We start from the raw sequence: 26,391 nt of genomic DNA on the forward strand, positions 1-26,391 counted from the left end.
AAATAACGGAGCTCGCACCAATGTTCTAATCATCTCTCACCTAGCATACGTTAGAACAAGCCTACGTCACTTGATTGACGTACTTGATCTAATTGGAGGCGGGAGGTATATATGGTGCGAGTTTCTAATGTTACTGTGAGAAAACGGCTTGTTTTGGTTTTGTTTTTAGGACTGGCTGTTTTTTGTGTGATTGCCTTAAGGCTAGGGTATGTTCAGTTTGCCTTAGGAGATTGGTTAACAGACCGAGCAGAAGATTCATGGAGTCGTGATGTGCCTTTTGAAGCAAAACGTGGTGAAATTAAAGACCGCAATGATGTGGTTCTTGCAACGAATGTTAGTGCCCCTTCTATTTTAGTTGTGCCTAGACAAGTGAAAGATCCTTCTGATACGGCAGAAAAATTAGCTTCAGTTTTAGAAATGGATGTCCAAAAAGCTTATCAACTTGTAACAAAATCAGAATCGATTGTTCGCTTAAATCCTGAAGGGAGAAAAGTGAACAAAGAAAAAGCTAGTGAAGTAAGAGCATTAAGACTCCCCGGCGTCTATATTGCAGAAGATAGTAAACGTCATTATCCCTTTGGGAGTTATTTATCCCATGTGTTAGGATTTGCAGGAATTGATAATCAAGGATTAACGGGTCTTGAGCAATATTATGATGAAGAGTTAAAAGGGGAAAAAGGACATGTTTCTTTCTTCTCGACTGCAAAAGGAAACAGAATGCCTAATCTAGCCGATGAATACACGGCTCCGAATAACGGGTTTGATCTTCGGTTAACGATAGATAGCAAGGTGCAAACCATCATGGAAAACCACTTAGATATTGCAGAAGCTACATACAATCCAGATGGAGCAATTGCTATTGCAATGAATCCAAATACTGGTGAAATACTTGGTATGAGTAGCCGTCCACATTATGATCCTGAAAATTTCAGAGAGGTTCCTCCTGAAATTTATAATCAAAACAAGCCAGTGTGGATGCAATATGAGCCAGGATCAACTTTCAAGATCATCACGCTTGCTGCTGCTCTGGAAGAAGGAGAAGTGGACCTTGAGAAAGATACATTTCATGATCCAGGATTTATTGAAGTGTCCGGACACAGATTACGTTGTTGGAAAAAGGGAGGACATGGGTCCCAGACATTTCTAGAAGTGGTACAAAACTCTTGTAACCCGGGATTTGTCGTTCTTGGTGAACGTTTAGGGAAGGATCGCTTATTCAACTATATCGATGATTTTGGCTTTGGTCAAAAGACGGGTATTGATTTACAAGGTGAAGCAAAAGGGATCTTATTTAACCGGGATAATGTTGGTCCTCTTGAGCTTGCAACTACTGCTTTTGGTCAAGGTGTCGCAGTTACCCCTCTTCAACAAGTAACGGCTGTATCGGCTGCCATTAATGGAGGGTATTTATACCAACCTTATTTAGCTAAAGAATGGGTAGATCCTTTGACAAATGAAGTAGTAGATAGCCAAACACCCATTATGAAAAGACAAGTGATTTCTAAAGAAACATCTGAAAAAGTTCGCCATGCACTCGAAAGTGTAGTTGCCCAAGGTACTGGTAAAGGCGCATTTGTAGATGGTTACCGAGTTGGTGGAAAAACTGGAACAGCTCAAAAAGCTAAAGATGGAAGATACCTTGAAAATAATCATATAGTCTCGTTTATTGGTTTTGCTCCAGCTGATGATCCGCAAATAGTGGTTTATGTTGCAGTAGATAATCCAAAAGACACCATGCAATTTGGTGGGATTGTTGCTGCTCCAATTGTTGGAAATATTATTGGAGATAGTTTACGAGCTATGGGAGTAGAAGCAAGAGAAGATCAAATAGAGAAGGAATTAGCCTGGAATGATGAACCTTTGATTGAAGTGCCCGATCTAGTGGGCAGGACGAAGCGTGAAATTCATGAAGCTTATTACGAATTGAAGGTAGATGCAACGGGGGAAGGTGAGCACGTTCTTGCCCAATCACCTTCTGCAGGTGTGAAAGTAACAACGGGATCAACAATCCGTCTTTATATGGGTGACAAATAAATAGGTTACGACTAAAATAGAGTTTATGTGCCTTAGGAAGCAAATGAGAAGCCTCTATTCATAAATAGTGAAAAAGAGGCTTCTTTTAAGACTTGAAAGTGAAAATAAACACGGTATACTAGTACTTTGGTTGATTAAAAAGTGAGAATATGAGCAACGATGATAGAAAATGGTTACATGAATGAGAGGGTTTTAAAATGAAACTTCAACAACTAACAGATGTATTAAGAACGTATGAAATCAAAAATGAAGGAAATCCAGACATTCTTCAGATTGAAATGGATTCTAGAGAGGTTCAAGAAGGGACGTTATTTTTCTGCATTCCAGGATACACAGTAGATGGTCATGATTATGCCCACCAAGCGGTTAAAAGTGGAGCTGTTGCAGTAGTGGCTGAGAGAGTGCTACCTCAATTAGATGTACCGACAATTATTGTGCGTGATATAAAGCGAGCAATGGCTCGTATGGCGAATCTTTTTTACCAAGATCCTACATCTAGTCTTCACCTCATTGGTGTAACAGGAACAAATGGTAAAACGACTGTGACTCATATACTTGAACAAATGATGAGAGATGCCAAAAAGAAAACTGGTCTGATTGGTACGATGTATACGAAGATTGGCGACCAACAATTAAATACTCAAAACACAACGCCAGAATCGATCACCTTACAAAAGCGTTTCAAAGAAATGGTTGATGCAGGGGTTGATACGGCATTAATGGAAGTGTCTTCTCATGCGCTGCATCTTGGTCGAGTAAGAGGTTGTGACTTTAACGTCGCGGTATTTACTAATTTAACCCCTGATCATTTAAACTATCATGAAACAATGGAAGCTTACATGTATGCCAAAGGGCTGTTGTTTGCTCAATTAGGTAATCGTTATAGTAATGATAAAGTGGCAATCTTCAATTGTGATGATCAAGCAACAAATGAATTGTTAAATATGACAACTGTTGATGCAATTACATATGGAATAAAGAATCATGCAGATGTCATGGCGAAGGATATCCAAATTTCTTCTAAGGGGACGACATTTATGTTATCTGCTTTTCAAGAGGAAATTGAAATTAACATGAAGTTAATCGGAATGTTTAGTGTGTACAATGCATTAGCAGCAGCAAGTGCCGCACTTGTATCTGGTATTCCACTTGAAACAGTTAAAGAAAGTTTGGAAAGTGTACAAGGTGTAGCTGGACGCTTTGAACCGGTTGATGCAGGCCAAGATTACACAGTAATTGTAGATTATGCTCACACTTCTGATAGCTTAGAAAATGTATTAACCACAGTTAAAGAGTTTGCCAAAGGGAATATTTCAGTCGTGGTAGGATGTGGGGGAGATCGTGATCGTACTAAACGCCCTGTGATGGCGGAAATTGCCACAAAGTATGCAGACCATGCCATTTTCACATCAGATAATCCACGTTCAGAAGATCCGAAGCAAATTTTAGATGATATGGTAACAGGTTTGGCAGCTCGGAATTTCTCTGTTTGTCTTGATCGAAAGGATGCTATCTACCAAGCTGTCAATCAAGCGCAGAAAAATGACATTTTGGTAATTGCTGGTAAGGGGCACGAAACGTATCAAATCATCGGATCTAAAACGATCCATTTTGATGATCGAGAAGTAGCGAAACAAGCCATTGAAGAAAGGGTGTAACAATGCTCACATCATCCTTATTAAAACCAATTACATTAAAAACACGATTAGTAACAGAAGAAATGAGCTTTACTGCCGTCTCCACTGATACAAGAACGATTACAGCTGGTGCTTTATTTGTACCTTTAATTGGGGAACGATTTAACGGTCATGATTATGTGTTGACGGCCATTCAAAATGGAGCCGTCGCTGCTTTATGGGAAGAGGGACAACCTCTCCCGAAAGAGCTACCGAGTGAATTTCAATTGTTTATGGTTAAGGATACTCTTTATGCTCTACAAGAAATGGCTAGTGCTTATCGGAAGAAAGTTAACCCTAAAGTTATTGGAATTACAGGTAGTAACGGAAAAACAACGACGAAAGATATCCTTGCTTCGATTCTTTCTGTAAAAGGCGAAACGTATAAAACACAAGGAAATTTCAATAATCATATCGGGCTGCCATTAACTATCTTAGGAATGCCAAGTACATGTGAGTATTTAATTTTAGAAATGGGTATGAGCGGATTTGGAGAAATTGAAAGACTTAGCATGATTGCCGAGCCTGATATGGCACTTGTCACAAACATAGGTGAATCTCATATGGAGCAATTAGGTAGTAGAGCGGGAATTGCTAAAGCAAAGATGGAAATTAAAGAAGGCCTCTTAGCAAAAGGTTCTCTTTTTGTGGATAGTGATGAGCCTTTACTTCGAACATGGAATGACCCTTGTATCGTTAAAGTAGGGTTTAAGGAAGCCGATCTTTTAATTGATCATGTCACTGCCACTGAAACTGGCTATGAATTTGCAATTGGAAACGAAAGCTATTCTTTATCAATGTTAGGCAAACATAATGTCAAAAATGCAGCATATTGTATAGCTGTTGCTAAAAATTTTGGCCTATCGGTAGAACAAATTAAAAAAGGCTTAGCAAGTCTTTCCCTTACTTCTATGCGATTAGAACGCCTTACTGGTAATCATGGAGAATTAATTGTCAATGATGCCTATAATGCAAGTCCGACATCGATGATAGCTGCAATTGAGGCTATAAAAATGATTCCCAATTACCAAAAACGTGTTCTCGTCCTAGGTGATATGTTTGAGCTTGGGAGCAATGAAGAAGCCCTCCATAAATCTGTAGCTAATGTGATTACTGAACCTATTACCCACATTATGACACTCGGTGATCGAGCAAAGTGGATCTATGAAGCTATTCTTGAGCGAAAACATGAATCTTTTCAGAAAGTAACTCATATCGAGACGAAGCAAGAAGCCGCTAATCACTTAAAAGAACTAGTGGATAATGAAACGGTTGTTTTATTTAAAGCTTCAAGAGGAATGAAACTTGAGGAAGTTATAACGATTTACCAAGACACCAAAGAAAGGGGGAATGATTAGCAATGTTAGAAAGAGTATTACTGATTGCATTACTTGTCTCATTTGGAGTTGCTGTCATTTTATCACCATTATTTATTCCTTTTTTAAGAAAATTGAAATTTGGTCAAAGTATTAGAGATGAAGGTCCCGAATCTCATCAGAAAAAGAGTGGGACGCCAACAATGGGCGGGATTGTCATTGTTTTATCGATTATAGCAACAACTATATTTATTTCCTTGCAATATTTATCGTTTAGCTTAGAAATTTTACTTTTATTACTAGTAACTGTAGGGTTTGGTCTGGTTGGCTTTTTAGATGATTATATTAAGGTTGTTAAAAAGCGAAACCTTGGATTAACCTCTAAACAGAAACTTGTCGGTCAATTAATTATTGCAGGACTGTTTTACTGGGGATTATTACAATTAGGCATCTCCACAGTAATTACAATTCCAGCAACGACCATTTCACTCGATATAGGGTGGCTATATTTACCGCTCGTAATTGTTATGCTAGTTGGGGCGTCAAATGCAGTTAATCTAACGGATGGTTTGGATGGTTTGTTAGCTGGAACAGGAGCTATTGCATTTGGTGCTTTTGCTATTCTTGCTTGGTATGCAGATCTGATCGATGTAGCGATATTTAGTGCAGCGATTGTTGGGGCTGTTTTGGGTTTCCTTGTTTTTAATGCACACCCTGCTAAAGTGTTTATGGGAGATACCGGATCGCTCGCTCTAGGTGGAGCCATTGCGGCAATTGCCATTATGACAAAACAAGAGTTACTACTTGTATTAATTGGAGGGGTATTTGTTATTGAAACCCTGTCCGTTATTATTCAGGTTATTTCATTTAAAACAAGAGGCAAGCGTGTGTTTAAAATGAGTCCTCTTCACCATCACTATGAACTATCCGGTTGGTCTGAATGGCGTGTTGTTGTAACGTTTTGGATGGTCGGTATGATCTTAGCTGTGCTTGGAATCTACTTAGAGGTGTGGATGTAAATGATAAATAAAGAATTGTATAGAGGTAAAAATATACTCGTTTTAGGTTTAGCTAAAAGTGGTGAGGCTGCTGCACTACTGCTTCACGAGCTTGGTGCGAATGTAGTAGTAAATGATGCCTTGCCGTATGAAGAAAATGCACAAGCAAGAGCGCTTGAAGCAAAAGGATTAAAAGTGGTGTGTGGGGATCATCCGCTCTCTCTTTTAGATGATGGAGTAGAACTTGTCGTAAAAAACCCAGGTATCCCATATCACAATGACCTAGTTAAAGAGGCTATGGCTCGTTCTATTTCAGTTGTAACAGAGGTTGAGTTAACTTCGCATTTAAGTGAAGCGGAGATCATCGCTATTACTGGCTCGAATGGGAAGACAACAACTACTACGTTAGTATTTGAAATGCTTAAAAATAGCCCGAAAACGCCCCTTATTGCTGGGAATATTGGAACAGTCTCTTGTGAAGTCGTTAAAGAAGCGACAAATGAAGATGTGATGGTACTTGAAGCTTCTAGCTTTCAATTACTAGGTACAGAAGCGTTTCACCCTAAAGTAAGTGTATTGTTAAACCTTTTTGACGCTCATTTAGATTATCATGGTACAAAAGAGGAATACATTCGCGCGAAAGCCAAAATAACAGCTAATCAAACAGAGCAAGATCAATTTATTTACAATGCTGATGATGAGCTTGTTTCAAAGGTTGCTTCAACGACTAAAGCTAAAACGATTCCTTTTTCAACGAAACAAGTATTACTTGAAGGTGTGTATGTAAAAGATAACAAGATTTATTTCGGTAAGGAAGAAATTGTAGAATTAGCGGATGTTGTCCTGCCTGGAGCTCATAATGTGGAAAATATTCTTGCGGCTGTTGGTGCAGCTATGTCTATGGGAGCTTCAAAACAGCAGATTAAAGAAGTCCTACATACCTTTAGCGGAGTGGAACATCGCTTGCAATTTGTAACAAAAATTAAAGATCGTTTATTCTACAATGACTCGAAAGCAACCAATATTCTTGCTGCAAAAAAAGCACTTGAAGCTTTCGATCAACCTGTTATTCTTTTAGCTGGTGGACTAGATCGCGGGAATGAATTCGATGAATTAGCCTCTTCTCTATCTAATGTGAAAGCTTTAGTAGCCTTCGGTGAAACAAAAGAAAAGTTAGCCGCGACTGCTAAACAATCAAATGTTAGGGAAGTTCAATTTGCAAATCGTGTTGAAGATGCGGTTGAGCTAGCTTATCAACTTTCAAATGAGGGTGATGTTGTTTTATTATCACCTGCCTGTGCAAGTTGGGATCAATATAAAACATTTGAAGAGCGCGGGAATGAATTTGTCACTGCTGTAAGGGCGCTTCAACTCTAAACGATAGCTACTATTCCAGCTTTGGAATAGTAGCTTTTTTTAGGCATGTCTATTGATAAGGACATGTTTTTCTTTGTTCGTGCATAGGGTGTAAAGAGAGAATATCGTAAGGAAAATTGTTTTGAATGAGGTGTCCCTATTGCAAAACCAAAGACATGCACCAGATTATGTTTTGTTATTAGCAACCATAGCACTACTTGCCATAGGCTTGATAATGGTTTACAGTGCCTCAGAAGCATGGGCCTCATATAGGTTCGATGACTCCTTTTTCTTTGCAAAACGGCAACTCTTTTTTGCTAGTATCGGTGTTGTAGCGATGTTATTTATTATGAATGTGGATTATTGGACATGGAGAACATGGGCTAAGCTATTGTTGATCATCTGTTTTATCCTATTGATCATTGTTTTGATACCTGGTGTTGGTCTAGTACGAGGTGGGGCGAGAAGTTGGCTTGGAGTCGGAGCTTTTTCCATTCAACCTTCCGAGTTTATGAAAATGGCGATGATTGCTTTTCTTGCAAAGTACTTATCGGAAAATCAAAAGAAAATTGTCTCCTTTAAAAAAGGGCTTGTCCCCTCCTTATCACTTGTGATGCTTGCGTTTGGAATGATTATGTTACAGCCAGACTTAGGCACGGGAGCAGTCATGGTTGGGACATGTGTAGCGATGATTTTTGTTGCAGGAGCTAAAATTAGTCACTTTATTGGCTTGGCTATGATTGGGTTAGTAGGATTTGTTGGATTGATTGCCTCAGCACCTTACCGAATCAAAAGGATCACTTCTTTTCTGGATCCATGGTCTGATCCTCTGGGTAGTGGATTTCAAATTATTCAATCACTCTATGCAATAGGACCTGGTGGGTTAATGGGCATGGGGTTAGGTGAAAGTCGGCAAAAATATTTCTATTTACCAGAACCCCAAACAGACTTTATCTTTGCTATATTAGCAGAAGAATTAGGGTTTATTGGAGGACTATTTGTTATTTTCCTATTCGGGATTATGCTTTGGAGAGGAATTAAAATTGCATTAGGAGCGCCGGATTTATTTGGTAGCTTTTTAGCAGTCGGTATTATGGGAATGATCGCGATTCAAGTCATGATTAATATTGGGGTTGTCACAGGTTTAATGCCGGTAACTGGTATTACTTTACCATTCTTAAGTTATGGTGGCTCCTCTTTGACTTTAATGCTTGTAGCGATCGGGGTGTTATTAAATATTAGCAGGCATGCTAGGATGTGACTCTTCTTGTAAGAAGGGTCCATTTTTTTGTGAAAACCTTATGTCTGAGGCGATTCCTACAAAAAATCACACAGAATTGCGGTATAATCCAAGCATTGTTCGTGATAAAATGAACAATATGAAACAATTGTTGGAGGTACATTATGAGAGTAGTAGTGAGCGGTGGGGGAACAGGTGGTCATATTTATCCAGCCTTGTCCTTAATTAAAGAAATAAAAAAACAAAATCCGGATGCAGAGATTTTATACATCGGTACAAAAAAAGGCTTAGAAAATGAACTAGTAACAAGAGAGGGTATTCCGTTTAAAACGATACATATTACTGGTTTCAGACGGAAAATTTCTGTGGAGAATGTAAAAACCGTTCTACGCTTTTTAAAAGGTACGAGAGAAAGCAAAAAGATGCTAAAGGATTTCAAACCTGATGTAGTGGTTGGAACAGGCGGGTATGTATGTGGGCCCGTTGTTTATGCTGCAGCAAAAATGGGTATTCCTGCTGTTATTCATGAACAAAATAGTGTACCAGGTTTGACAAATAAATTTCTAAGCAAATATGTCAACAAGGTAGCTATTTGTTTTGATGCTGCTGCTCCTTATTTTCCGAAAGGTAAAGTTGTCTTTACAGGTAATCCGCGTGCCACTGAAGTAATGAATGTGGATGCAAAAGCTGGGGCGGCATCTCTTGGTTTAGATTCAACAAAGAAAACGGTTTTAATAGTAGGTGGGAGTCGAGGAGCTAAACCTATTAATGACGCTTTCTTAAGTGTGCTTGATCAAGTGGCAAATCGTGCGTATCAAGTCATTTATGTGACCGGATCAGTGCATTATGAGGCTGTTTCAAAGAAAGTAGAAGAAGTAGGGAACCCAAGTAATGTCATCGTCAAACCATTTATCCATAATATGCCTGATGTATTAGGTGCTGTTGACTTAGTTGTTGCACGTGCTGGTGCAACAACATTAGCAGAAATAACGGCTCTTGGCTTACCAAGTATTTTAATACCAAGCCCTTATGTAACGAATAATCATCAAGAGAAAAATGCTCGTTCACTTGAAGAAGGCGGAGCTGCTATCGTTCGACTTGAAAGTGAAATGAATGGGGAGCAATTAATAAAAGATATCGATTCTGTGTTTAGTGAAAAAGAATCGTGGGAAAAGATGCATGATGCAGCATTGAAATTGGGTGTACCTACTGCGGCAAGTGATGTATATCAATTGCTAAAGGATGTTTCACGCTAATTAGGTCATCACATAAGATGAAATAAATAAATAATGATTGTTGGAATGGATAAGAGAGGGATGTAGGTATGGAACAGGTGATTCAGAAGTTAAAAGATGCAGAGGTCGGTACGGTGAAAATTGGGGAACCTCTAAGTCAACATACTACTTGGAAGATTGGCGGGCCAGCTGATGTTTTAATTGAGCCAGGTAGTGTAGAAGGCTTAATAAAAGCTATGGCTATTATAAATGAGGAACAAGTACCTTTTAGAGCGATTGGTCGCGGGTCAAATCTCCTTGTATCTGATGAGGGAATTGAAGGGGTAGTCATTAAATTAGGTCGTGGTCTGGACCATTTAGAAATTAATGATGATGAGATTACGGTTGGAGGCGGCTATCCACTGATTAAGTTAGTTACCGTAATTAGTCGTCAAGGATTATCTGGACTGGAATTCGCAGGTGGAATTCCTGGTTCAGTCGGTGGGGCGGTCTTTATGAATGCAGGGGCACATGGCGCAGATATCTCAAAGATTCTAAAGAAGACGCGCGTCTTGTATCCAGACGGTCGTCTAGAATGGATCGACGCTGATGATATGGAATTTGCTTATCGTACCTCACGACTACAACGTGAAGAAGGCATATGTGTAGAGGCAGTATTCAAATTGCAAAAAGGTGAAAAGGAAGACATCGTTAAACATATGCAAAAAAATAAAGACTATCGTCGTGAAACACAACCATGGAGTCATCCAACATGTGGGAGTGTGTTTCGCAACCCGCTGCCTAACCATGCTGGAGCCCTTATTGAAGAAGCAGGCTTAAAGGGTTACCAGATCGGTGGTGCTCAAATATCTGAGATGCATGCTAATTTCATCGTCAACATTGAGGATGCGAAAGCAGAAGATGTGCTTAATTTAATCAAGCATGCGAAAGAGACGATTAAAAAGTTAAAAGGCATTGATATGGAAACAGAAGTAGAAATGATTGGAAGAAAGCTGAAAACCCCTTAAACAGCAGTGAATCTCTCTGATGACTATGGTATAATTAAACAAATGTAATCATTACTTCCTCTTTTTCTTCTGAAAAACTCAGGGGGAGAAGAGGATTATTATACTATCGTATCGGAGACGATAATCGGGGGATCAGCGATGAGCAATGAAAAAGTGGTTACGATAAATGAGCGGATACCTACTTTAAAAGAACAACGTAAGAGAAGAGCAAATCGTCGGTTGCTGTTTTTTTTATCACTTTTCTTTTTGTTATTGTTGCTAATGGTTTATTTTCAGTCTCCTTTAAGTCATATACGATCTATCGAAGTAGAGGGTAATTTTTTAGTAGAAGATGAACAAGTTATTGAAGCTTCTCAATTATCTACGGGGACAAGCATGTGGAATCTTGAAGAAGAAGCCATTCGTAATCAACTTCTCCTACTTTCGGAGGTTGCGGATGTATCGCTAAGTAGAAAGTTCCCAACAACAGTGGTTCTAACTATTAAAGAGCATTCTAGAATTGGTTATTTATATGTTGATGGTAAATATTATCCACTATTAGAAAGCGGGACATTTCTAAGTGAATTACCAAGACATCAATTCCCATCGGATGCACCTATACTAATTGATTGGGAGCAAGGAGAAGCATTAACAGAGTTTTCAAGAGAGTTAATGAGCACTCCTGAGCAATTAATTGAGCGGATGTCAGAAATCTTTTATGCTCCTACTGAAACGGAGTCAGACGAAGTGATCATACATATGAATGATGGATTGGAAGTTCATTCTACTATTAAAGATTTTTCAGAACGAATGAGACCTTACCCATCCATTGTCCGTGAACTTGATCCGATCCGTAGAGGAATTCTTCATATGAAAATGAGCCCATACTTTGAGGATTTTGATCTTGAGGAGGAAGAAGATATTGAAGTTGAAGGTGAAGGGTAAACATGCAATCTTATCCTTCGTTCTGCTCGTAACTGGCTTTATTCTAGCACTGAGCTATGAGATAACAAATGAGAGACAGGCTGAATTAACACCTGGTTATGAAAGGCAGTGGAGGCATGAGGATGAGCTTCGTAACCAAATATTAACGATTCAACAAAGAAACCAAGTATTGCAAGATGAATTACGAGAGTACCAAAGTGAGGTTCGGTTATTAGAAGAGCAATTAGCTTCAGAAAGTGCTGAACAAGAATTGCGTACAACGAATTTACTAGAGGATTTGGACCGTCTACGTAAAGTGGTAGGAAATGTACCGGTAAAAGGACCTGGTTTAGAGGTTTCTTTAGAAGATGCTTCTTATGTGCCAGAAGGTTCGAACCCTAATGACTATATTGTCCACGAAATCCATGTTCAAAAAGTCGTGCATGAATTATTTGTGGCAGGCGCTGAAGCCATTGCTATTAATGGTCATCGCCTATCTCACCAGTCCTATATTCAATGTGCAGGGCCTGTAATTATTATTGATGGCCATACATCCTATGCACCTTTTGTCGTAACGGCCATCGGTGATGGTGAAAAATTTGAACAAGCCATTTCATTAATTGGTGGTGTTAAAGACCAGTTATTAAATGATGGTATAAGTGTGCGCATTCAGCAACAAGGGTTAATAGAACTTGACCCTTATTTAACAGAGGGTGGGTGACAAAAGAATGAATCGAAAGTGGATATTTACTTTTGTTGCCTTTGTGATTGGATTTATGCTAGCTATTCAATTTAAAACAACCCAGGAGCCTGTGGTTAGGGATACTCGGGATATTAGAGAGTTACGTAATGAGGTTGAGCAAGAAAGAGAGAGGGAGCAACAACTAGCTTCTGAGATCAAAAAAGCGCAAGACTTACTTGCGCAGTATGGTCATACACTTGATGAGGATCATGAAAATATAGATGTTGTCCTAGATCAACAAATTGCTGACCTCCGCACTGAGGCAGGACTTACCGAAGTCAGAGGTGCGGGAGTGGTCATGACGATTGAACCTTTTTACGATGAACTCTCGCCAAACCATATGAGACGTACCCCTACACCAGAACGATTTCGTTATTTAATTAATGAGTTAAATGTGAATGGAGCGGACAGTATTGCTGTAGCTGATGAAAGATTAATTTCTACCTCAGCATTTCGAGATGTAAATGGCATTACGCATCTAAATTATCGCAGGCTACCTCCCCTTCCTCTTGAGGTTAAAGTGTTAACTGATGATCCAGAGCGGTTGCACAATCGTATGGTTGTATCAGAGTCTGTAGAGTATTTTGAGATTGATGGCTTTCTTTTAACGGTAGAGCAAGTAGATGACTTGATCTTACCTGGATACGACCAAACACCTCGTGTAAGGTATATGGAAGAAGTGAAGGAGGGGTAACGATCTATGTGGCTTCCAATAATAGGGTTACTTCTTGGAATTATATTAGGTATAATGACCGAATTTAGAGTACCTGCTGAGTATTCAAGTTACTTATCTATTGCCGTTTTGGCTGCACTAGATACTTTATTTGGCGGGATTCGTGCGCACCTGCAGGAGACCTTTGACTCAAATGTATTTGTCACTGGCTTTTTCTTTAATATTTTACTTGCTGCAGGTTTGGCTTTTCTAGGGGTTCATCTTGGTGTAGACTTATACTTAGCAGCAATCTTTGCTTTTGGTGTTCGTCTTTTTAATAATATCGCTGTCATTCGCCGTATGTTATTATCAAAGTGGCAAGCTAAAAGAAGCGAAGGACAAGCTTCATAATCAAAAGAAGTTCAAAATGACTGAAAAAAAAAGAAAATGAGCGTTTTTAAAAGGAAAACAGCGCTTGATGTTGAATACTTCTTTATATTCAACTTTTCGCGAACGGTTACTTTAAAGTAGTAAGTTATGAAACATTGAAACGGTATTAGTTTATAAGGAGGTGCCACAGATTGAACAACAATGAAATCTATGTAAGTCTTGACATCGGTACATCCAATGTCCGAGTAATCATAGGAGAAGTGGCCAACGGTACGATTAATATTATTGGAGTAGGTAATTCTCCGTCTGAAGGTATTAGAAAAGGAGCCATTGTCGATATTGATGAAACTGTTCGTTCGATTAAGAGAGCAGTTGAACAAGCGGAGAGGATGGTTGGACTCTCGATTAAACAAGTTGTAGTTGGGGTCAATGGGAACCATGTTCAACTTCAACCTTGTCACGGTGTGGTAGCTGTTTCAAGCCCTGATAGAGAAATTGGTGATGAAGATATTGCTCGAGTAATTGATGCGGCCCAAGTCGTCTCTATCCCACCAGAGCGTGAGATTATTGATGTGATCCCTAGACAATTTGTTGTGGATGGCCTAGATGAAATCAATGACCCACGAGGCATGATTGGTGTTAGGCTTGAAATGGAAGGAACCATTATTACAGGATCAAAAACCATCTTACATAACTTATTACGATGTGTAGAGCGCGCTGGATTACAAATCGCTGATATTTGTCTTCAACCACTTGCATCTGGTTCAGTTGCTATTTCTAAAGATGAGAAAAATCTTGGGGTTTGCTTAATTGATATTGGTGGAGGTTCAACGACTGTATCTGTATTTGAGCAAGGTACACTTCAATCAACGTCGGTTTTACCAATTGGTGGAGACCATATTACGAATGATATTGCCATTGGTCTTAGGGTCTCTACTGAAGAAGCAGAGCGTATTAAAGTGAAATATGGTCACTCTTTTATTGATGAAGCTTCTAATGAAGAGCGCTTTAGCGTCTCAGCGATCGGAAGTGGAGAGAAGGATGAATTTAGCCAATATGATCTGGCACATGTTATCGAACCACGTATGGAAGAAGTCTTTGAATTAATTTACAAAGAAATTATGCGACTAGGCTTTCGCGATTTCCCAAGTGGATATGTGTTAACAGGTGGAACAGTTATGATCCCTGGTGTGCTCGAATTGGCCAAGGAATTACTGCAAGGCAATGTCCGAGTGGCAATACCGGATTATATCGGTGTACGTGAACCACAATACACGACAAGTGTTGGACTTATCCAATTTGCGTACAAAAATGTAAAGATTCAAGGGAAAGAAATTGCAGCTTCTGTAGCTGATTATCAGGCACCTGAGCAACCGCAACAAGATAAGCGCAGTAAGAAAGCTGAAAAAGAACAAACAAGAACAGAAGATAAACCAAAGACAAAATCAAAAGTGAAGAATTGGTTTAAAGTGTTCTTTGAATAATAGTGAACGAGTCTGATTAGGGGGACCTTAAATGTTGGAATTTGAAATGGATATGGATCAATTAGCACAAATAAAAGTCATCGGAGTAGGTGGCGGAGGTAGTAACGCCGTTAACCGAATGATTGAAAATGGACTACAAGGTGTAGAGTTTATTGCTGTAAACACAGATGCTCAAGCACTACATTTATCAAAAGCGGAAACGAAACTTCAGCTTGGTGGAAAGTTAACACGAGGACTTGGAGCAGGTGCTAATCCTGAAATCGGGAAAAAGGCTGCTGAAGAAAGTCGTGAACAATTAGAAGAAGTGCTTCAAGGAGCAGACATGGTCTTCATCACTGCTGGAATGGGTGGAGGAACTGGTACAGGTGCTGCGCCAGTTATTGCAGAAGTAGCAAAAGAAATTGGCGCATTAACAGTGGGTGTTGTCACTCGTCCTTTTACATTTGAAGGACGTAAGCGTCAAAATCAAGCTGCTACTGGAATTGGGGCATTAAAAGAAAAAGTAGATACACTAATTGTCATTCCAAACGACCGTCTACTTGAGATCGTCGATAAAAACACACCAATGCTTGAAGCATTTCGTGAGGCGGACAATGTATTACGTCAAGGTGTACAAGGTATTTCCGATTTAATCGCAGTACCTGGTTTAATTAACTTAGACTTTGCTGATGTGAAGACTATCATGACTGATAAAGGATCAGCCTTAATGGGTATTGGTATTGCAACAGGTGAAAACCGTGCTTCAGAGGCTGCAAAAAAAGCCATTTCAAGTCCATTGCTAGAAACTTCTGTAGATGGAGCACAAGGCGTATTAATGAATATTACTGGCGGATCGAACTTAAGCCTTTATGAAGTTCACGAGGCAGCTGAGATTGTTTCTGCAGCTTCTGATGCTGAAGTTAATATGATCTTTGGTTCTGTAATCAATGAGAATCTAAAAGATGAGATTGTGGTAACTGTTATTGCTACTGGATTTGATGACACTGAAAACAAACCTCAGCGTCAAACTCCACAAAACCAAATGAAACAACAGCAACAACAGCAAAGCAAGCCACAACAAGAAGAGCCACAGAAAGAATCTAGGTTCAGCCAACCAACGCAACAACCACAAGAGGATACACTTGATATCCCAACCTTCTTACGTAATCGTCGTAATCGTTCAAGATAATAATGTAGAGCCTCAGCACAATTTGTGCTGAGGCTTTTATTATTCGACTTTTAAAAAACCCCTTCTCTTTTTAATAGACATTTTCTGTGAAAATCTCTTAAAATTACATAGGTTTTCTCGTCATGAACTGACAGACTAATTAATAGACTTTACTATATACTTATTTCAAAACCTTGGTAAGAAGGGATGCGATGACTCTTTATCTGGACGTAATATGGTTTTTGAATCTGTGTATAGATTATTTGTTAATCACACTGACGGCTATTGCCTTAAAAAGAAGGTTTACTCAGTTACGCTTTATTCTTAGCGCTCTATTTGCTTCAATGATTGTCTTTTTAATGTTTACTCCCCTCGGTGGATGGTTCTATCAACCTTGGATGAAAGCAATCTATTCTATTTTTATTGTATTAATCGCATTCGGTTTTAAAAGATGGAGTTATTTTTTTCAAAGTCTGCTTATGTTTTATTTTGTGACGTTTATGACTGGTGGTGGACTGTTTGCCCTCCACTATTTCTGGAAAACAGAAGTTGATTTTCTCGAAGCTGTTTCTTCTCCTGCTGCAGCTGGTTTTGGAAGTGGGATCAGTTGGGTTTTCGTTGTCATTGGTTTCCCGCTTGTTTGGTTCTTTTCTAAACATCGCATTGAGACAATGGAAATCAAAAAAATTGATTATCATCAGCTAGCAACAGTCACGATCTATTTAAATGGTCAAATCATCAAAGTGAGTGGACTTATTGATAGTGGTAATAAACTTCATGACCCGATTTCGCGTGCCCCAGTCATGATTATTGAAGCTTCTACTTTATATGAGTTTTTTGGAGAAGAGACCATCTCTAAGATCCTCACTTTAGACGTTTACGGGGATAACGAAAGTGATATTCAAGATGAATGGCTTAAGCGCACAAAAATCATTCCTTACAAAGTAATTGGACAATCTACACCTTTTCTGACAGCGATCAAGCCAGAGTCCGTGATGGTGGAACATGATGGACAAGTGTATGAAACAAAGCATGTTTTAATAGGCCTTCAAGATCGTGCCTTATCTCCTGACGATTCTTATCGGAGTATCATACACCCTATACTAGTATTACGTCCGCCAGGTACCCCCATTGCTAACTAACCACATCTAAAAGGAGGAGATTGTAAATGTTGAAATTAAAACTAAGACTTATATGGTATCGCATTATGCACAAGCTTGGAATGAAGGCTGATGAAATTTATTATATTGGGGGAAGTGAAGCTCTACCTCCTCCTTTATCTAAAGAAGAGGAAGCCGTCTTGCTTAAGAAGCTCCCATCTGGGGATAAGGCTGTACGTTCGATGTTAATCGAGAGAAACTTACGCCTAGTCGTTTATATAGCAAGGAAGTTTGAAAATACAGGCATCAATATAGAAGATTTAATTAGTATCGGGACAATCGGGTTAATTAAAGCAGTCAATACGTTTAACCCTGAAAAGAAAATAAAGCTTGCCACATATGCTTCTCGCTGTATTGAAAATGAGATTCTCATGTATTTGCGACGTAATAATAAAACGCGTTCAGAAGTTTCGTTTGATGAACCTTTAAATATTGATTGGGATGGGAATGAATTATTGCTCTCCGATGTATTAGGCACAGAGGAAGATATTATTACAAGAGGAATTGAAGAAAAAGTCGATCGGAAATTACTAGTGAAAGCTCTTCACACATTGAATGAACGAGAGAAGCAAATCATGGAGTTGCGTTTTGGACTTGCAGGTGAGGAAGAAAAAACGCAAAAAGATGTTGCTGATATGCTAGGGATCTCCCAATCCTATATTTCTAGATTAGAAAAGAGAATAATTAAACGATTGCAAAAAGAATTTAATAAAATGGTTTAAAAAAATATTTTTAAAGGAGCGTTCGTTACGTATCAAGGACTGAACAATATAGTCAAAAAAGACTGATTTTAGCTTGTGCATATTTTTCCCTTCAAAGGAGATACTTTACTTGACATCATCTCCCGCGTTAGGAGGGAAAGAATTGACACGAAATAAAGTTGAAATCTGTGGTGTAGATACATCAAAGCTTCCAGTATTAAAAAACACCGAAATGCGCGAACTTTTTACTCAGTTACAAAGTGGTGATGACAGTGCAAGAGAAGTGTTAGTAAATGGGAATTTGCGTTTAGTATTAAGCGTCATTCAACGTTTCAACAATCGCGGGGAATACGTCGATGACTTATTTCAAGTTGGATGTATTGGTTTAATGAAATCAATTGATAACTTTGATTTAGGTCAGAATGTTAAATTTTCAACTTACGCTGTACCCATGATCATCGGAGAAATAAGACGTTACTTGAGGGATAATAACCCAATTAGAGTTTCAAGGTCCTTGCGAGATATTGCTTATAAAGCTTTGCAAGTCCGAGATCAATTAATGGCTGAAAAGAAGAGAGAAAATGAACCAACTGTACAAGAAATTGCAAAAGTATTAGATGTGCCAAAGGAAGATGTTGTTTTTGCTCTTGATGCTATTCAAGATCCAGTGTCTCTGTTTGAACCTATTTATAATGATGGGGGAGATCCGATCTTTGTTATGGATCAGATTAGTGATGAGCGTAATAAAGATGTCAACTGGGTTGAAGAAATCGCTTTAAAAGAAGCAATGATCAGATTAAATGATCGAGAGAAAATGATATTAAATATGAGGTTCTTCCAAGGGAAAACACAAATGGAAGTAGCTGATGAAATTGGCATCTCACAAGCACAAGTTTCTCGGTTAGAAAAGGCTGCTATCCAGCAAATGAATAAACATGCTCAAAGCTAGAGAAAAAAGGTTCCGACGCATAATTGCGTTGGGATCTTTTTTTATTGTAAATACGTGTTCATAAATAAATGAAGTCAAGACATATAATGGGTAATAGCACGCAAACGAGATAAAGAGGTGAAAAATGATGATGAAAATATCAGACTTGCAAGCTAAAGATATTGTGAACATGGAGAATGGCAAGAGGTTAGGTCACTTAACAGACTTAGATATTAATTTAACAACAGGAGCAATAGAATCCATGGTAATTAATGGAACGGGGAAGATGATGGGTTTATTTGGAAAAGAAGAACAAGAAGTAATTATTCCGTGGAAAAACATTATTCGAATTGGTTCAGATGTTATTTTGGTGGAGGTGCCGGAGAGTCTTAGACCACCTATGCCAAATTATAGTCAACAAACGACAACGAGAAGGCGATGAAAAAGAATAAAGTCGTTTCTTGTAAGCGGTGAATTATGGTAAACTAGAATCAAACTATGTTGTTAGCAACAAGTATAGAGGAGGACCATAATGGGAGAACCATTTATCCAACAAAAATCTACTTTTTTAGCAATTGATTGTTGGCAAAAAGAAAACTCTAGCCTTGTTGCCGGATTTACAACAAGAGAGGGCGGAGTAAGTCAGCCGCCTTTTGATTCACTTAATGTGGGTTTTCATGTAAATGACCTTGATGAAGATGTCCAAAAAAATCGTGAGCTTATAGCGGAAGCTCTTTCTTTCCCATTAAATCAATGGGTGGGCTCAGAACAAGTACACAAAGCAACCATTAAAAAGGTGACAAAAGAGCATCAAGGGTTAGGATCTCGTTCCTTACAAGATGCGATAAGTGCTACAGATGGCCTCTATACAAAAGAAAGTGGAATTTTACTTACGAGCTTGTATGCTGATTGTGTGCCTCTCATCTTTTATGCAAAGAACCAAGGAATTATTGGTGTAGCCCATGCCGGGTGGAAGGGAACAGTACAATTAATTGGCCCGAAAATGATTTCTTTATGGCAAGACCGTGAAGGAGTTCCATTGGAGGACATACAAGTTGCCATTGCTCCTTGTATTAGTGGAAATGCATACGAAGTTGATGACCTTCCAATTGAGTCCGTCTTAAAGGTTTTTCCAGAAGCTGTAGAAAAGAAGATCTACACAGAAAATGAGCGTGGTCGCTATCAACTCGACTTACGATTGTTAAATGCGGAGTTACTCATTTCAGCAGGTTTAAAACGAGAACAACTACTCATTTCTTCAATTTGCACAGCCAATGATCCTAGAATGTATTCGTACCGTGCAGATGGTGGTAAAACCGGGCGGATGATGAGTTTTATCGGATTGATGTAGTTCGATTTACAGCTGAAGAAGGTAAGGTGGATAAGTGTGACAGTTAAAGATAATTTTGATCAAATACAAGCAGAAATTGCCTCCATATGTGAGCGTGTAGGACGAGACTCTCAATCCGTTCATATAGTAGCTGTAACCAAATATGTGAGTACAGAGCGAGCACAAGAGGCAATTGATGCTGGCGTTAATCACCTCGGTGAAAATCGAGTAGAAGGAATAGAAGAAAAACGAGAATCTCTTGGTGATGTCGTTTCCTGGCACTTTATAGGGTCACTACAGTCTAAAAAAGTGAAGAAAGTGATCGATCATATCACGTATTTACATTCACTTGATCGTCTATCCCTTGCAAAAGAAGTGGACAAGCGATTAGAAGGTAAACAAACATTAGATTGCTTTGTTCAAGTTAATGTATCTGGAGAAGAATCAAAATCTGGACTTCATCCACAAGAGGTATTGCCATTTATCGAAGAGTTATCGAACTATCCCTCTATAAACGTAATCGGGTTAATGACAATGGCTCCATTTGTAGAAGACAATGAACAAACGAGACCGATATTTAAAAAGTTAAAGCAACTTCAGTTGAGTATTGCTGAAAAAGGATATAAACATGCACCTTGTACCGAGTTGTCGATGGGCATGTCTAATGATTATCATATTGCGATTGAAGAAGGCGCTACGTTCGTTCGAATTGGTACAGCATTAGTGGGCAATGAGAAGTAAAAAAAGGAGGGGCGGTTGATGGGGATGAAAAAAAAGTTTAAACGTTTTTTTGAATTAGAAGATGACGTGCAAGAATATGAAGAGGTTGTTCATGAGGGTGTGGATGAGGAAATCGAACCAACACATCGATCAAAAAAAGGGAATGACAAACAAGCAAATCAAGCCAATGTTGTAAGTTTGCAAAGTGTTCAAAAAGGTGCAAAAGTAATCTTAGTTGAGCCTCGTACATATGATGAAGCTCAAGAGATTGCTGATCATTTAAAAAACCGTAAAGCGGTCATCATTAATTTGCAGCGAGTTTCTCATGATCAAGCAAAGCGAGTAGTCGATTTTTTGAGTGGAACAGTGTATGCTATTGGAGGAGACATTCAAAAACTTGGTCAAAATATCTTTTTGTGTACACCAGATAACGTAGATGTTTCAGGAACGATTACAGAAATGATGCAAGAACAGTTTGATCGTTAAGGTATAAGTAAAGGTGGTGAAAGATTCGTGCAAACAATAGGTGCATTGCTATATAACGCAATGTATATATACTCATTTTTAATTATTGGTTACATTCTCTTATCGTGGTTCCCGAATGCACGTGAATCCTCGTTTGGACAATTTTTAGGTAGCATTGTAGAGCCATATTTAGAACCTTTTAGAAAATTCATTCCACCACTTGGGATGATTGATTTGTCGCCAATTGTAGCAATAATTGTACTGCGTTTAGCGAGTACAGGCGTACTTGCTATCTTTAGTTAAGGAGTTTTTACATGTCGATCTTTCAACATTTTAGGGATGAAGAGAAACCTTTTGTTGAACAAGTGTTGTCATGGAAAGAAGAAGTCGGTTTGATGCATCAAGAACGCCGAACAGATTTTCTTGATCCAAGAGAGCAAGATATTTTAAAAATAGTGATTGGACATGATGAGGATGTAGCCTATCAGTTCTTTGGTGGTTCTCCTACATCAGAAAGAAAGCGTGCCTACTTATGCCCGCCATACTTAGAAATCGCACCTTCTAAATTTGAACTTACCTTATTTTCAATTGAATACCCGGCAAAATTCATTACGCTTACTCATTCTGATGTATTAGGTTCTCTAATGAATGTAGGGTTAAAAAGGGAAAAGTTCGGTGATATTGTTGTTGGGGATGATTTTGTACAAATAGTAGTAGCTAGTGAAATTGCTGACTTTGTTGAACTGAATGTAATGAAGATAGGGAAGGCGAGTGTTCAATTAAAGCCTATCTCTTTTAGTAATCTAAAGAAGTCTCTTGATCATTGGACAGATGAGACTGCTACAGTCTCATCACTTCGCCTTGATGTCATTATCTCAGAAATATATCATCTATCTCGTGCTAAAGTGAAGCCATACATTGAAAGAGGCCTAGTGAAAGTAAATTGGCGGGTAACCGATCAAGTGTCTTTCCTGGTAAATGACGGAGATTACATATCAGTCCGTGGACACGGACGAAGTAAAATAGTTTCGCTTGAAGGTCGAACAAAAAAAGACAAAATCAGGCTGCGTTATGGCCGGTTAATGTAAAGGGAAAAGTTCAGAATGAACGATATTTACTAATATTTCCCTAAAGGAATTAAAAGGTTTTCCTCTTTATTTGTCGAAATAAAAGAGAAATGATCTAGCTGAGAGACAATGATCACATCGATCGAAATTAGCTAAGTTTAAAATCGGGGGTGGCAGTTGTGCCTTTAACACCATTAGATATTCACAACAAAGAATTTACACGTGGCTTTCGTGGCTATGACGAGGATGAGGTTAATGAATTCCTTGATCAAGTCATAAAAGATTATGAAGCAATTTTGCGTGAAAAAAAGGAACTATTTGAACGTGTTACAGATCTAGATGAGAAATTGGAGCATTTTAAAAACATTGAAGAAACGTTAAACAAATCAATTCTTATTGCGCAGGAAACGGCTGAAGAAGTGAGAAGAAACGCTCAAAAAGAAGCACAGCTTATCGTCAAGGAAGCAGAAAAAAATGCAGATCGCATTATAAATGATGCCCTTTCTAAATCACGTAAGATTATGATTGAAATGGAAGAACTTAAAAAGCAAGCTTCTGTCTATAAAATGCGTTTCAAAATGCTAATTGAAGCCCAATTAGAAATGTTAAATACAGATGATTGGGATGAGTTTGTCGAACGTGAAGAGGATGAATTGGAACAAAACCAATCATAAATGAAAGACTACCTTGCACGTTCTGTTAGAACTAGCATATAATAAGGATTACTTATATAGCATATGACCATGATAAGGGATAGTAGGTACTGGTTCTTAGTTAAGCGATTCAGGGATGGTGTGAGCCTGAACACGAGTCCACTGCTGAACATCACCCTTTAGTTTTGCACCGAACGACTATCTAGTAGGCTGCAACGACTCACTCACGTTACGAGTGCTGAAGTGGAAAGAGAATCACTGATTTTCTTTTCATTAGGGTGGTACCACGGGTTAATCTTCTCGTCCCTACTTAGGGATGAGGGGATTTTTTTGTTTATGCTATACACTTACTTAAATGATGACATTCTGGTAAGAAAGAATGAAGGAGGAAGAATGATGGATTATAAAGAAACATTATTGATGCCAAAAACAGAATTTCCAATGCGCGGAAATTTACCAAACAATGAACCGAAGCGTCAAGAAAAATGGAGCGATCAAGATATTTATGCAGAGGTTCAAAAACGAACAGAAGGCCGTCCTCTATTTGTATTACATGATGGGCCGCCATACGCTAATGGCGATATCCATATGGGGCATGCACTAAATAAGGTTCTTAAAGACTTTATTGTCCGCTATAAATCGATGAATGGTTTTCATGCCCCTTATGTTCCTGGCTGGGATACACATGGTTTGCCGATTGAAACTGCTCTTACAAAGAATGGGAAAATCAAGCGTAAAGAGATGAGTGTAGCAGCATTCCGCGAGTTATGTGAGAAATATGCACGTGAGCAAGTTAGCCGCCAGCGTGAACAATTCATGCGTCTTGGTGTTCGTGGTGATTGGTGGAATCCTTATGTAACATTAGATAAAGAATATGAAGCACAACAAATTAAAGTGTTTGGTGATATGGCGAAAAAAGGCTATATTTACAAAGGGAAGAAGCCAGTTTACTGGTCGCCTTCTTCTGAATCAGCTTTAGCGGAAGCTGAAATTGAATACCATGATAAACGTTCACCTTCTATTTATGTAGCTTTTGGTGTGAAAGATGGTAAAAATGTTCTTGCAGGCGATGAGAAGATCATTATTTGGACAACAACTCCATGGACAATTCCAGCAAACCTTGGGATTGCTGTGCATCCTGAGCTTGATTACAATGTAGTTGCAGCAAATGGTCATAAGTACGTGGTTGCTGCTGGCCTGCTTGAAACCCTTCAAGCTGAATTTGAGTGGGAGCAAGTTGAGGTTCTAAAAACCGTTAAAGGAGCACAACTTGAACATGTGGTTGCAGAGCACCCTATTTATGGACGTGACTCGCTCGTCATGTGCGGCGATCATGTTACATTAGATGCAGGTACAGGATGTGTCCATACTGCTCCAGGACATGGGGAAGAAGATTATATTGTAGGACAGAAGTATGGTCTAGATGTTCTTTGCCCAGTTGATGATAAAGGAAACATGACTGAGGAAGCGCCTGGATTTGAAGGAATGTTTTATGATCAAGCGAATAAACCGATCACAGAAAAACTGGATGAAGTCGGAGCTTTGATGAAATTAACTTTCATTACACATTCTTATGCGCATGATTGGAGAACGAAAAAACCAGTTATTTATCGTGCGACTGCTCAGTGGTTTGCTTCTATTGCTAATTTCAGAAATGAATTATTACAAGCAATCAAAGATGTAGAGTGGATTCCTACTTGGGGAGAAACACGTCTGTACAATATGGTTCGTGATCGTGGCGATTGGTGTATTTCTAGACAACGTGCATGGGGTGTGCCGATTCCTGTATTTTATGAGGAAAATGGAGATCCAATTATTACAGATGAAACAATTAATTATGTATCTGCATTGTTCCGTGAACATGGTTCAAACATTTGGTTCGAGTGGGATACAAAAGACTTATTGCCTGAAGGATTTACATCTGAACATAGCCCTAATGGAGAATTCACTCGTGAGATGGATATTATGGATGTGTGGTTTGACTCAGGTTCCTCGCACCAGGCAGTATTAGAAGAACGATCTGATTTAGCACGTCCAGCTGATCTGTATCTTGAAGGATCGGATCAATATCGTGGTTGGTTCAACTCTTCGTTATCAACAAGTGTCGCTGTAACAGGTAAAGCTCCTTATAAAGGGGTGTTAAGTCACGGTTTTGCTTTAGATGGTCAAGGCCGTAAGATGAGTAAATCTGTAGGGAATGTAGTCGTGCCAAACGATGTAATGAAGCAATTAGGTGCAGATATTCTTCGACTTTGGGTTGCGTCAGTTGATTACCAATCAGATGTACGTGTGTCTGATAAGATTTTAAAACAAGTTTCTGAATCATACCGTAAAATTCGGAACACATTCCGTTTCTTATTAGGAAACTTGCATGATTTTGATCCAGCTGTTAATCGTGTAAATAAAGAAGATCTTGGCGATGTTCATTTATTTATGCTTGTAAAATTAAATGAAGTGATTGAGAAAGTGAAAGAAGCTTATGATAACTATCAGTTCTCAAATGTGTATCATACGATTCATAACTTCTGCACAATTGAATTAAGTTCATTCTATATGGATCTTGCTAAAGATACATTGTATATCGAACATGCAGACCATGCAGATCGCCGTGCGATTCAAACCGTTATGTATGAATGTGTACTCGCTCTAACAAAGCTTGTGTCACCAATTCTTTCTCATACGGCCGACGAAGTATGGGAGCAGATTCCTGCAGTGAAAGAAACAAGCGTTCAATTAACAGATATGCCAGAAGTTGAATCATTTGGTGATGTTGAGAATTTAAAAGCGAAATGGCAACATTTTATGTCTGTTCGTGATGATGTCTTAAAGGCATTAGAACAAGCACGTAATGACAAAAAAATTGGTAAATCATTAACCGCAGCTATTACATTGTATGCAACGGGAGATGTTAAACAACTTTTAGAGACGACACCTAATCTTGAGAAGTTATTTATCGTTTCAGCTGTATCAGTGAAAGGTGAAGTAAGTGAAGCGCCTGAGGAAGCAATGAACTTTGATGATCTTCGGATTATTGTAGAAAAAGCTGAAGGTGAAACATGTGAACGTTGTTGGGTTGTTTCAACAACGGTTGGTTCAAATCATACTCATCCAGGACTTTGTACATCTTGTGCAGATACGGTTGAAACATATTACCAGTCTTAATTTTGAGGAGATCACCACTTTAACT

25 protein-coding genes and 1 other annotated feature are annotated in these 26,391 nt (G+C 38.8%); all 25 genes read left to right on the plus strand.

The features are described 5' to 3' along the window. Window positions 1-114 precede the first annotated feature (114 nt). The 25 genes from RYX56_RS13275 to ileS all read left to right on the plus strand — a co-directional run bounded on the left by RYX56_RS13275 (window position 115) and on the right by ileS (window position 26,366). A complete protein-coding gene (locus RYX56_RS13275) occupies window positions 115-2,034 on the plus strand; it encodes a stage V sporulation protein D (protein WP_317122834.1) in 1,920 nt (639 codons plus the stop codon). A gap of 197 nt (window positions 2,035-2,231) precedes the next feature. After that, window positions 2,232-3,692: a UDP-N-acetylmuramoyl-L-alanyl-D-glutamate--2,6-diaminopimelate ligase gene (locus RYX56_RS13280; protein WP_317122526.1), complete on the plus strand. Its 1,461-nt coding sequence runs from the start codon at window positions 2,232-2,234 to the stop codon at window positions 3,690-3,692. 2 nt (window positions 3,693-3,694) lie between these two features. After that, on the plus strand, window positions 3,695-5,068 hold the full coding sequence (locus tag RYX56_RS13285) for a UDP-N-acetylmuramoyl-tripeptide--D-alanyl-D-alanine ligase (protein ID WP_317122527.1): 1,374 nt from the start codon (window positions 3,695-3,697) through the stop codon (window positions 5,066-5,068). Window positions 5,069-5,070: 2 nt separating this feature from the next. Further along, a complete protein-coding gene (gene mraY, locus RYX56_RS13290) occupies window positions 5,071-6,045 on the plus strand; it encodes a phospho-N-acetylmuramoyl-pentapeptide-transferase (protein WP_317122528.1) in 975 nt (324 codons plus the stop codon). Continuing rightward, window positions 6,046-7,401 carry a UDP-N-acetylmuramoyl-L-alanine--D-glutamate ligase gene (murD, locus tag RYX56_RS13295; RefSeq protein ID WP_317122529.1) on the plus strand — a complete coding sequence of 452 codons (1,356 nt, stop codon included), beginning with the start codon at window positions 6,046-6,048 and terminating at the stop codon, window positions 7,399-7,401. Between the two features lie 139 nt (window positions 7,402-7,540). Next, window positions 7,541-8,641: a stage V sporulation protein E gene (gene spoVE, locus RYX56_RS13300; protein WP_317122530.1), complete on the plus strand. Its 1,101-nt coding sequence runs from the start codon at window positions 7,541-7,543 to the stop codon at window positions 8,639-8,641. 143 nt (window positions 8,642-8,784) lie between these two features. Next, window positions 8,785-9,876: an undecaprenyldiphospho-muramoylpentapeptide beta-N-acetylglucosaminyltransferase gene (gene murG, locus RYX56_RS13305; RefSeq protein WP_317122531.1), complete on the plus strand. Its 1,092-nt coding sequence runs from the start codon at window positions 8,785-8,787 to the stop codon at window positions 9,874-9,876. 68 nt (window positions 9,877-9,944) lie between these two features. After that, a complete protein-coding gene (gene murB / locus RYX56_RS13310; RefSeq protein WP_317122532.1) occupies window positions 9,945-10,862 on the plus strand; it encodes a UDP-N-acetylmuramate dehydrogenase in 918 nt (305 codons plus the stop codon). A gap of 138 nt (window positions 10,863-11,000) precedes the next feature. Continuing rightward, window positions 11,001-11,786: a cell division protein FtsQ/DivIB gene (locus RYX56_RS13315; protein ID WP_317122533.1), complete on the plus strand. Its 786-nt coding sequence runs from the start codon at window positions 11,001-11,003 to the stop codon at window positions 11,784-11,786. Beyond that, window positions 11,770-12,486, plus strand: coding sequence for a DUF881 domain-containing protein (locus RYX56_RS13320; RefSeq protein WP_317122835.1), 717 nt, complete (start codon window positions 11,770-11,772; stop codon window positions 12,484-12,486). The genes RYX56_RS13315 and RYX56_RS13320 overlap by 17 nt, the downstream gene beginning before the upstream one ends. Before the next feature lie 7 nt (window positions 12,487-12,493). Next, window positions 12,494-13,201, plus strand: coding sequence for a DUF881 domain-containing protein (locus RYX56_RS13325; protein WP_317122534.1), 708 nt, complete (start codon window positions 12,494-12,496; stop codon window positions 13,199-13,201). Between the two features lie 6 nt (window positions 13,202-13,207). Next, a complete protein-coding gene (locus RYX56_RS13330) occupies window positions 13,208-13,570 on the plus strand; it encodes a small basic family protein (protein WP_317122535.1) in 363 nt (120 codons plus the stop codon). A 170-nt stretch (window positions 13,571-13,740) separates the two neighbouring features. Next, window positions 13,741-15,033: a cell division protein FtsA gene (gene ftsA, locus RYX56_RS13335; protein ID WP_317122536.1), complete on the plus strand. Its 1,293-nt coding sequence runs from the start codon at window positions 13,741-13,743 to the stop codon at window positions 15,031-15,033. Between the two features lie 31 nt (window positions 15,034-15,064). Then, window positions 15,065-16,201: a cell division protein FtsZ gene (gene ftsZ, locus RYX56_RS13340; RefSeq protein ID WP_317122537.1), complete on the plus strand. Its 1,137-nt coding sequence runs from the start codon at window positions 15,065-15,067 to the stop codon at window positions 16,199-16,201. 191 nt (window positions 16,202-16,392) lie between these two features. After that, complete coding sequence (gene spoIIGA / locus RYX56_RS13345) at window positions 16,393-17,322, plus strand: sigma-E processing peptidase SpoIIGA (protein ID WP_317122538.1); 930 nt, start codon at window positions 16,393-16,395, stop codon at window positions 17,320-17,322. Between the two features lie 26 nt (window positions 17,323-17,348). Beyond that, complete coding sequence (sigE, locus tag RYX56_RS13350) at window positions 17,349-18,062, plus strand: RNA polymerase sporulation sigma factor SigE (protein WP_317122539.1); 714 nt, start codon at window positions 17,349-17,351, stop codon at window positions 18,060-18,062. 109 nt (window positions 18,063-18,171) lie between these two features. After that, window positions 18,172-18,990 (plus strand): RNA polymerase sporulation sigma factor SigG, encoded by an 819-nt coding sequence (gene sigG, locus RYX56_RS13355; RefSeq protein WP_317122540.1) that lies wholly within the window; start codon window positions 18,172-18,174, stop codon window positions 18,988-18,990. A 127-nt stretch (window positions 18,991-19,117) separates the two neighbouring features. After that, window positions 19,118-19,411 (plus strand): YlmC/YmxH family sporulation protein, encoded by a 294-nt coding sequence (locus tag RYX56_RS13360; RefSeq protein WP_317122836.1) that lies wholly within the window; start codon window positions 19,118-19,120, stop codon window positions 19,409-19,411. Between the two features lie 90 nt (window positions 19,412-19,501). Beyond that, window positions 19,502-20,320 carry a peptidoglycan editing factor PgeF gene (gene pgeF / locus RYX56_RS13365; protein ID WP_317122541.1) on the plus strand — a complete coding sequence of 273 codons (819 nt, stop codon included), beginning with the start codon at window positions 19,502-19,504 and terminating at the stop codon, window positions 20,318-20,320. A 36-nt stretch (window positions 20,321-20,356) separates the two neighbouring features. After that, on the plus strand, window positions 20,357-21,040 hold the full coding sequence (locus RYX56_RS13370; RefSeq protein ID WP_317122542.1) for a YggS family pyridoxal phosphate-dependent enzyme: 684 nt from the start codon (window positions 20,357-20,359) through the stop codon (window positions 21,038-21,040). Window positions 21,041-21,058: 18 nt separating this feature from the next. Continuing rightward, window positions 21,059-21,505 carry a cell division protein SepF gene (locus RYX56_RS13375; RefSeq protein WP_317122543.1) on the plus strand — a complete coding sequence of 149 codons (447 nt, stop codon included), beginning with the start codon at window positions 21,059-21,061 and terminating at the stop codon, window positions 21,503-21,505. A gap of 27 nt (window positions 21,506-21,532) precedes the next feature. Next, a complete protein-coding gene (locus tag RYX56_RS13380) occupies window positions 21,533-21,787 on the plus strand; it encodes a YggT family protein (RefSeq protein ID WP_317122544.1) in 255 nt (84 codons plus the stop codon). Between the two features lie 11 nt (window positions 21,788-21,798). After that, a complete protein-coding gene (locus RYX56_RS13385; RefSeq protein WP_317122545.1) occupies window positions 21,799-22,572 on the plus strand; it encodes a YlmH family RNA-binding protein in 774 nt (257 codons plus the stop codon). 158 nt (window positions 22,573-22,730) lie between these two features. Then, the gene (locus RYX56_RS13390; protein ID WP_317122546.1) at window positions 22,731-23,225 is read left to right on the plus strand and encodes a DivIVA domain-containing protein; all 495 of its coding nucleotides are present in this window, start codon (window positions 22,731-22,733) and stop codon (window positions 23,223-23,225) included. A 60-nt stretch (window positions 23,226-23,285) separates the two neighbouring features. Next, window positions 23,286-23,515 (plus strand) — a binding site (T-box leader). Between the two features lie 85 nt (window positions 23,516-23,600). Next, the gene (gene ileS / locus RYX56_RS13395) at window positions 23,601-26,366 is read left to right on the plus strand and encodes an isoleucine--tRNA ligase (RefSeq protein ID WP_317122837.1); all 2,766 of its coding nucleotides are present in this window, start codon (window positions 23,601-23,603) and stop codon (window positions 26,364-26,366) included. The last annotated feature ends 25 nt before the right edge of the window (window positions 26,367-26,391 follow it).

Origin of the sequence: Alkalihalophilus lindianensis (assembly GCF_032843265.1) — a bacterium.
Taxonomy (GTDB): Bacteria; Bacillota; Bacilli; order Bacillales; family Bacillaceae_D; genus Alkalihalophilus; species Alkalihalophilus lindianensis.

Bases quoted from the DNA above. Each gene is read 5' to 3' on its own strand.
- sigE (WP_317122539.1), top strand. From the start codon at position 17,349: ATGTTGAAATTAAAACTAAGACTTATATGGTATCGCATTATGCACAAG.
- pgeF (WP_317122541.1), top strand. From the start codon at position 19,502: ATGGGAGAACCATTTATCCAACAAAAATCTACTTTTTTAGCAATTGAT.
- murD (WP_317122529.1), top strand. From the start codon at position 6,046: ATGATAAATAAAGAATTGTATAGAGGTAAAAATATACTCGTTTTAGGT.
- RYX56_RS13280 (WP_317122526.1), top strand. From the start codon at position 2,232: ATGAAACTTCAACAACTAACAGATGTATTAAGAACGTATGAAATCAAA.
- RYX56_RS13385 (WP_317122545.1), top strand. From the start codon at position 21,799: ATGTCGATCTTTCAACATTTTAGGGATGAAGAGAAACCTTTTGTTGAA.
- ileS (WP_317122837.1), top strand. From the start codon at position 23,601: ATGGATTATAAAGAAACATTATTGATGCCAAAAACAGAATTTCCAATG.
- murG (WP_317122531.1), top strand. From the start codon at position 8,785: ATGAGAGTAGTAGTGAGCGGTGGGGGAACAGGTGGTCATATTTATCCA.
- spoIIGA (WP_317122538.1), top strand. From the start codon at position 16,393: ATGACTCTTTATCTGGACGTAATATGGTTTTTGAATCTGTGTATAGAT.
- murB (WP_317122532.1), top strand. From the start codon at position 9,945: ATGGAACAGGTGATTCAGAAGTTAAAAGATGCAGAGGTCGGTACGGTG.
- RYX56_RS13285 (WP_317122527.1), top strand. From the start codon at position 3,695: ATGCTCACATCATCCTTATTAAAACCAATTACATTAAAAACACGATTA.
- RYX56_RS13315 (WP_317122533.1), top strand. From the start codon at position 11,001: ATGAGCAATGAAAAAGTGGTTACGATAAATGAGCGGATACCTACTTTA.
- RYX56_RS13360 (WP_317122836.1), top strand. From the start codon at position 19,118: ATGATGAAAATATCAGACTTGCAAGCTAAAGATATTGTGAACATGGAG.
- RYX56_RS13330 (WP_317122535.1), top strand. From the start codon at position 13,208: ATGTGGCTTCCAATAATAGGGTTACTTCTTGGAATTATATTAGGTATA.
- RYX56_RS13325 (WP_317122534.1), top strand. From the start codon at position 12,494: ATGAATCGAAAGTGGATATTTACTTTTGTTGCCTTTGTGATTGGATTT.
- ftsZ (WP_317122537.1), top strand. From the start codon at position 15,065: ATGTTGGAATTTGAAATGGATATGGATCAATTAGCACAAATAAAAGTC.
- RYX56_RS13375 (WP_317122543.1), top strand. From the start codon at position 21,059: ATGGGGATGAAAAAAAAGTTTAAACGTTTTTTTGAATTAGAAGATGAC.
- mraY (WP_317122528.1), top strand. From the start codon at position 5,071: ATGTTAGAAAGAGTATTACTGATTGCATTACTTGTCTCATTTGGAGTT.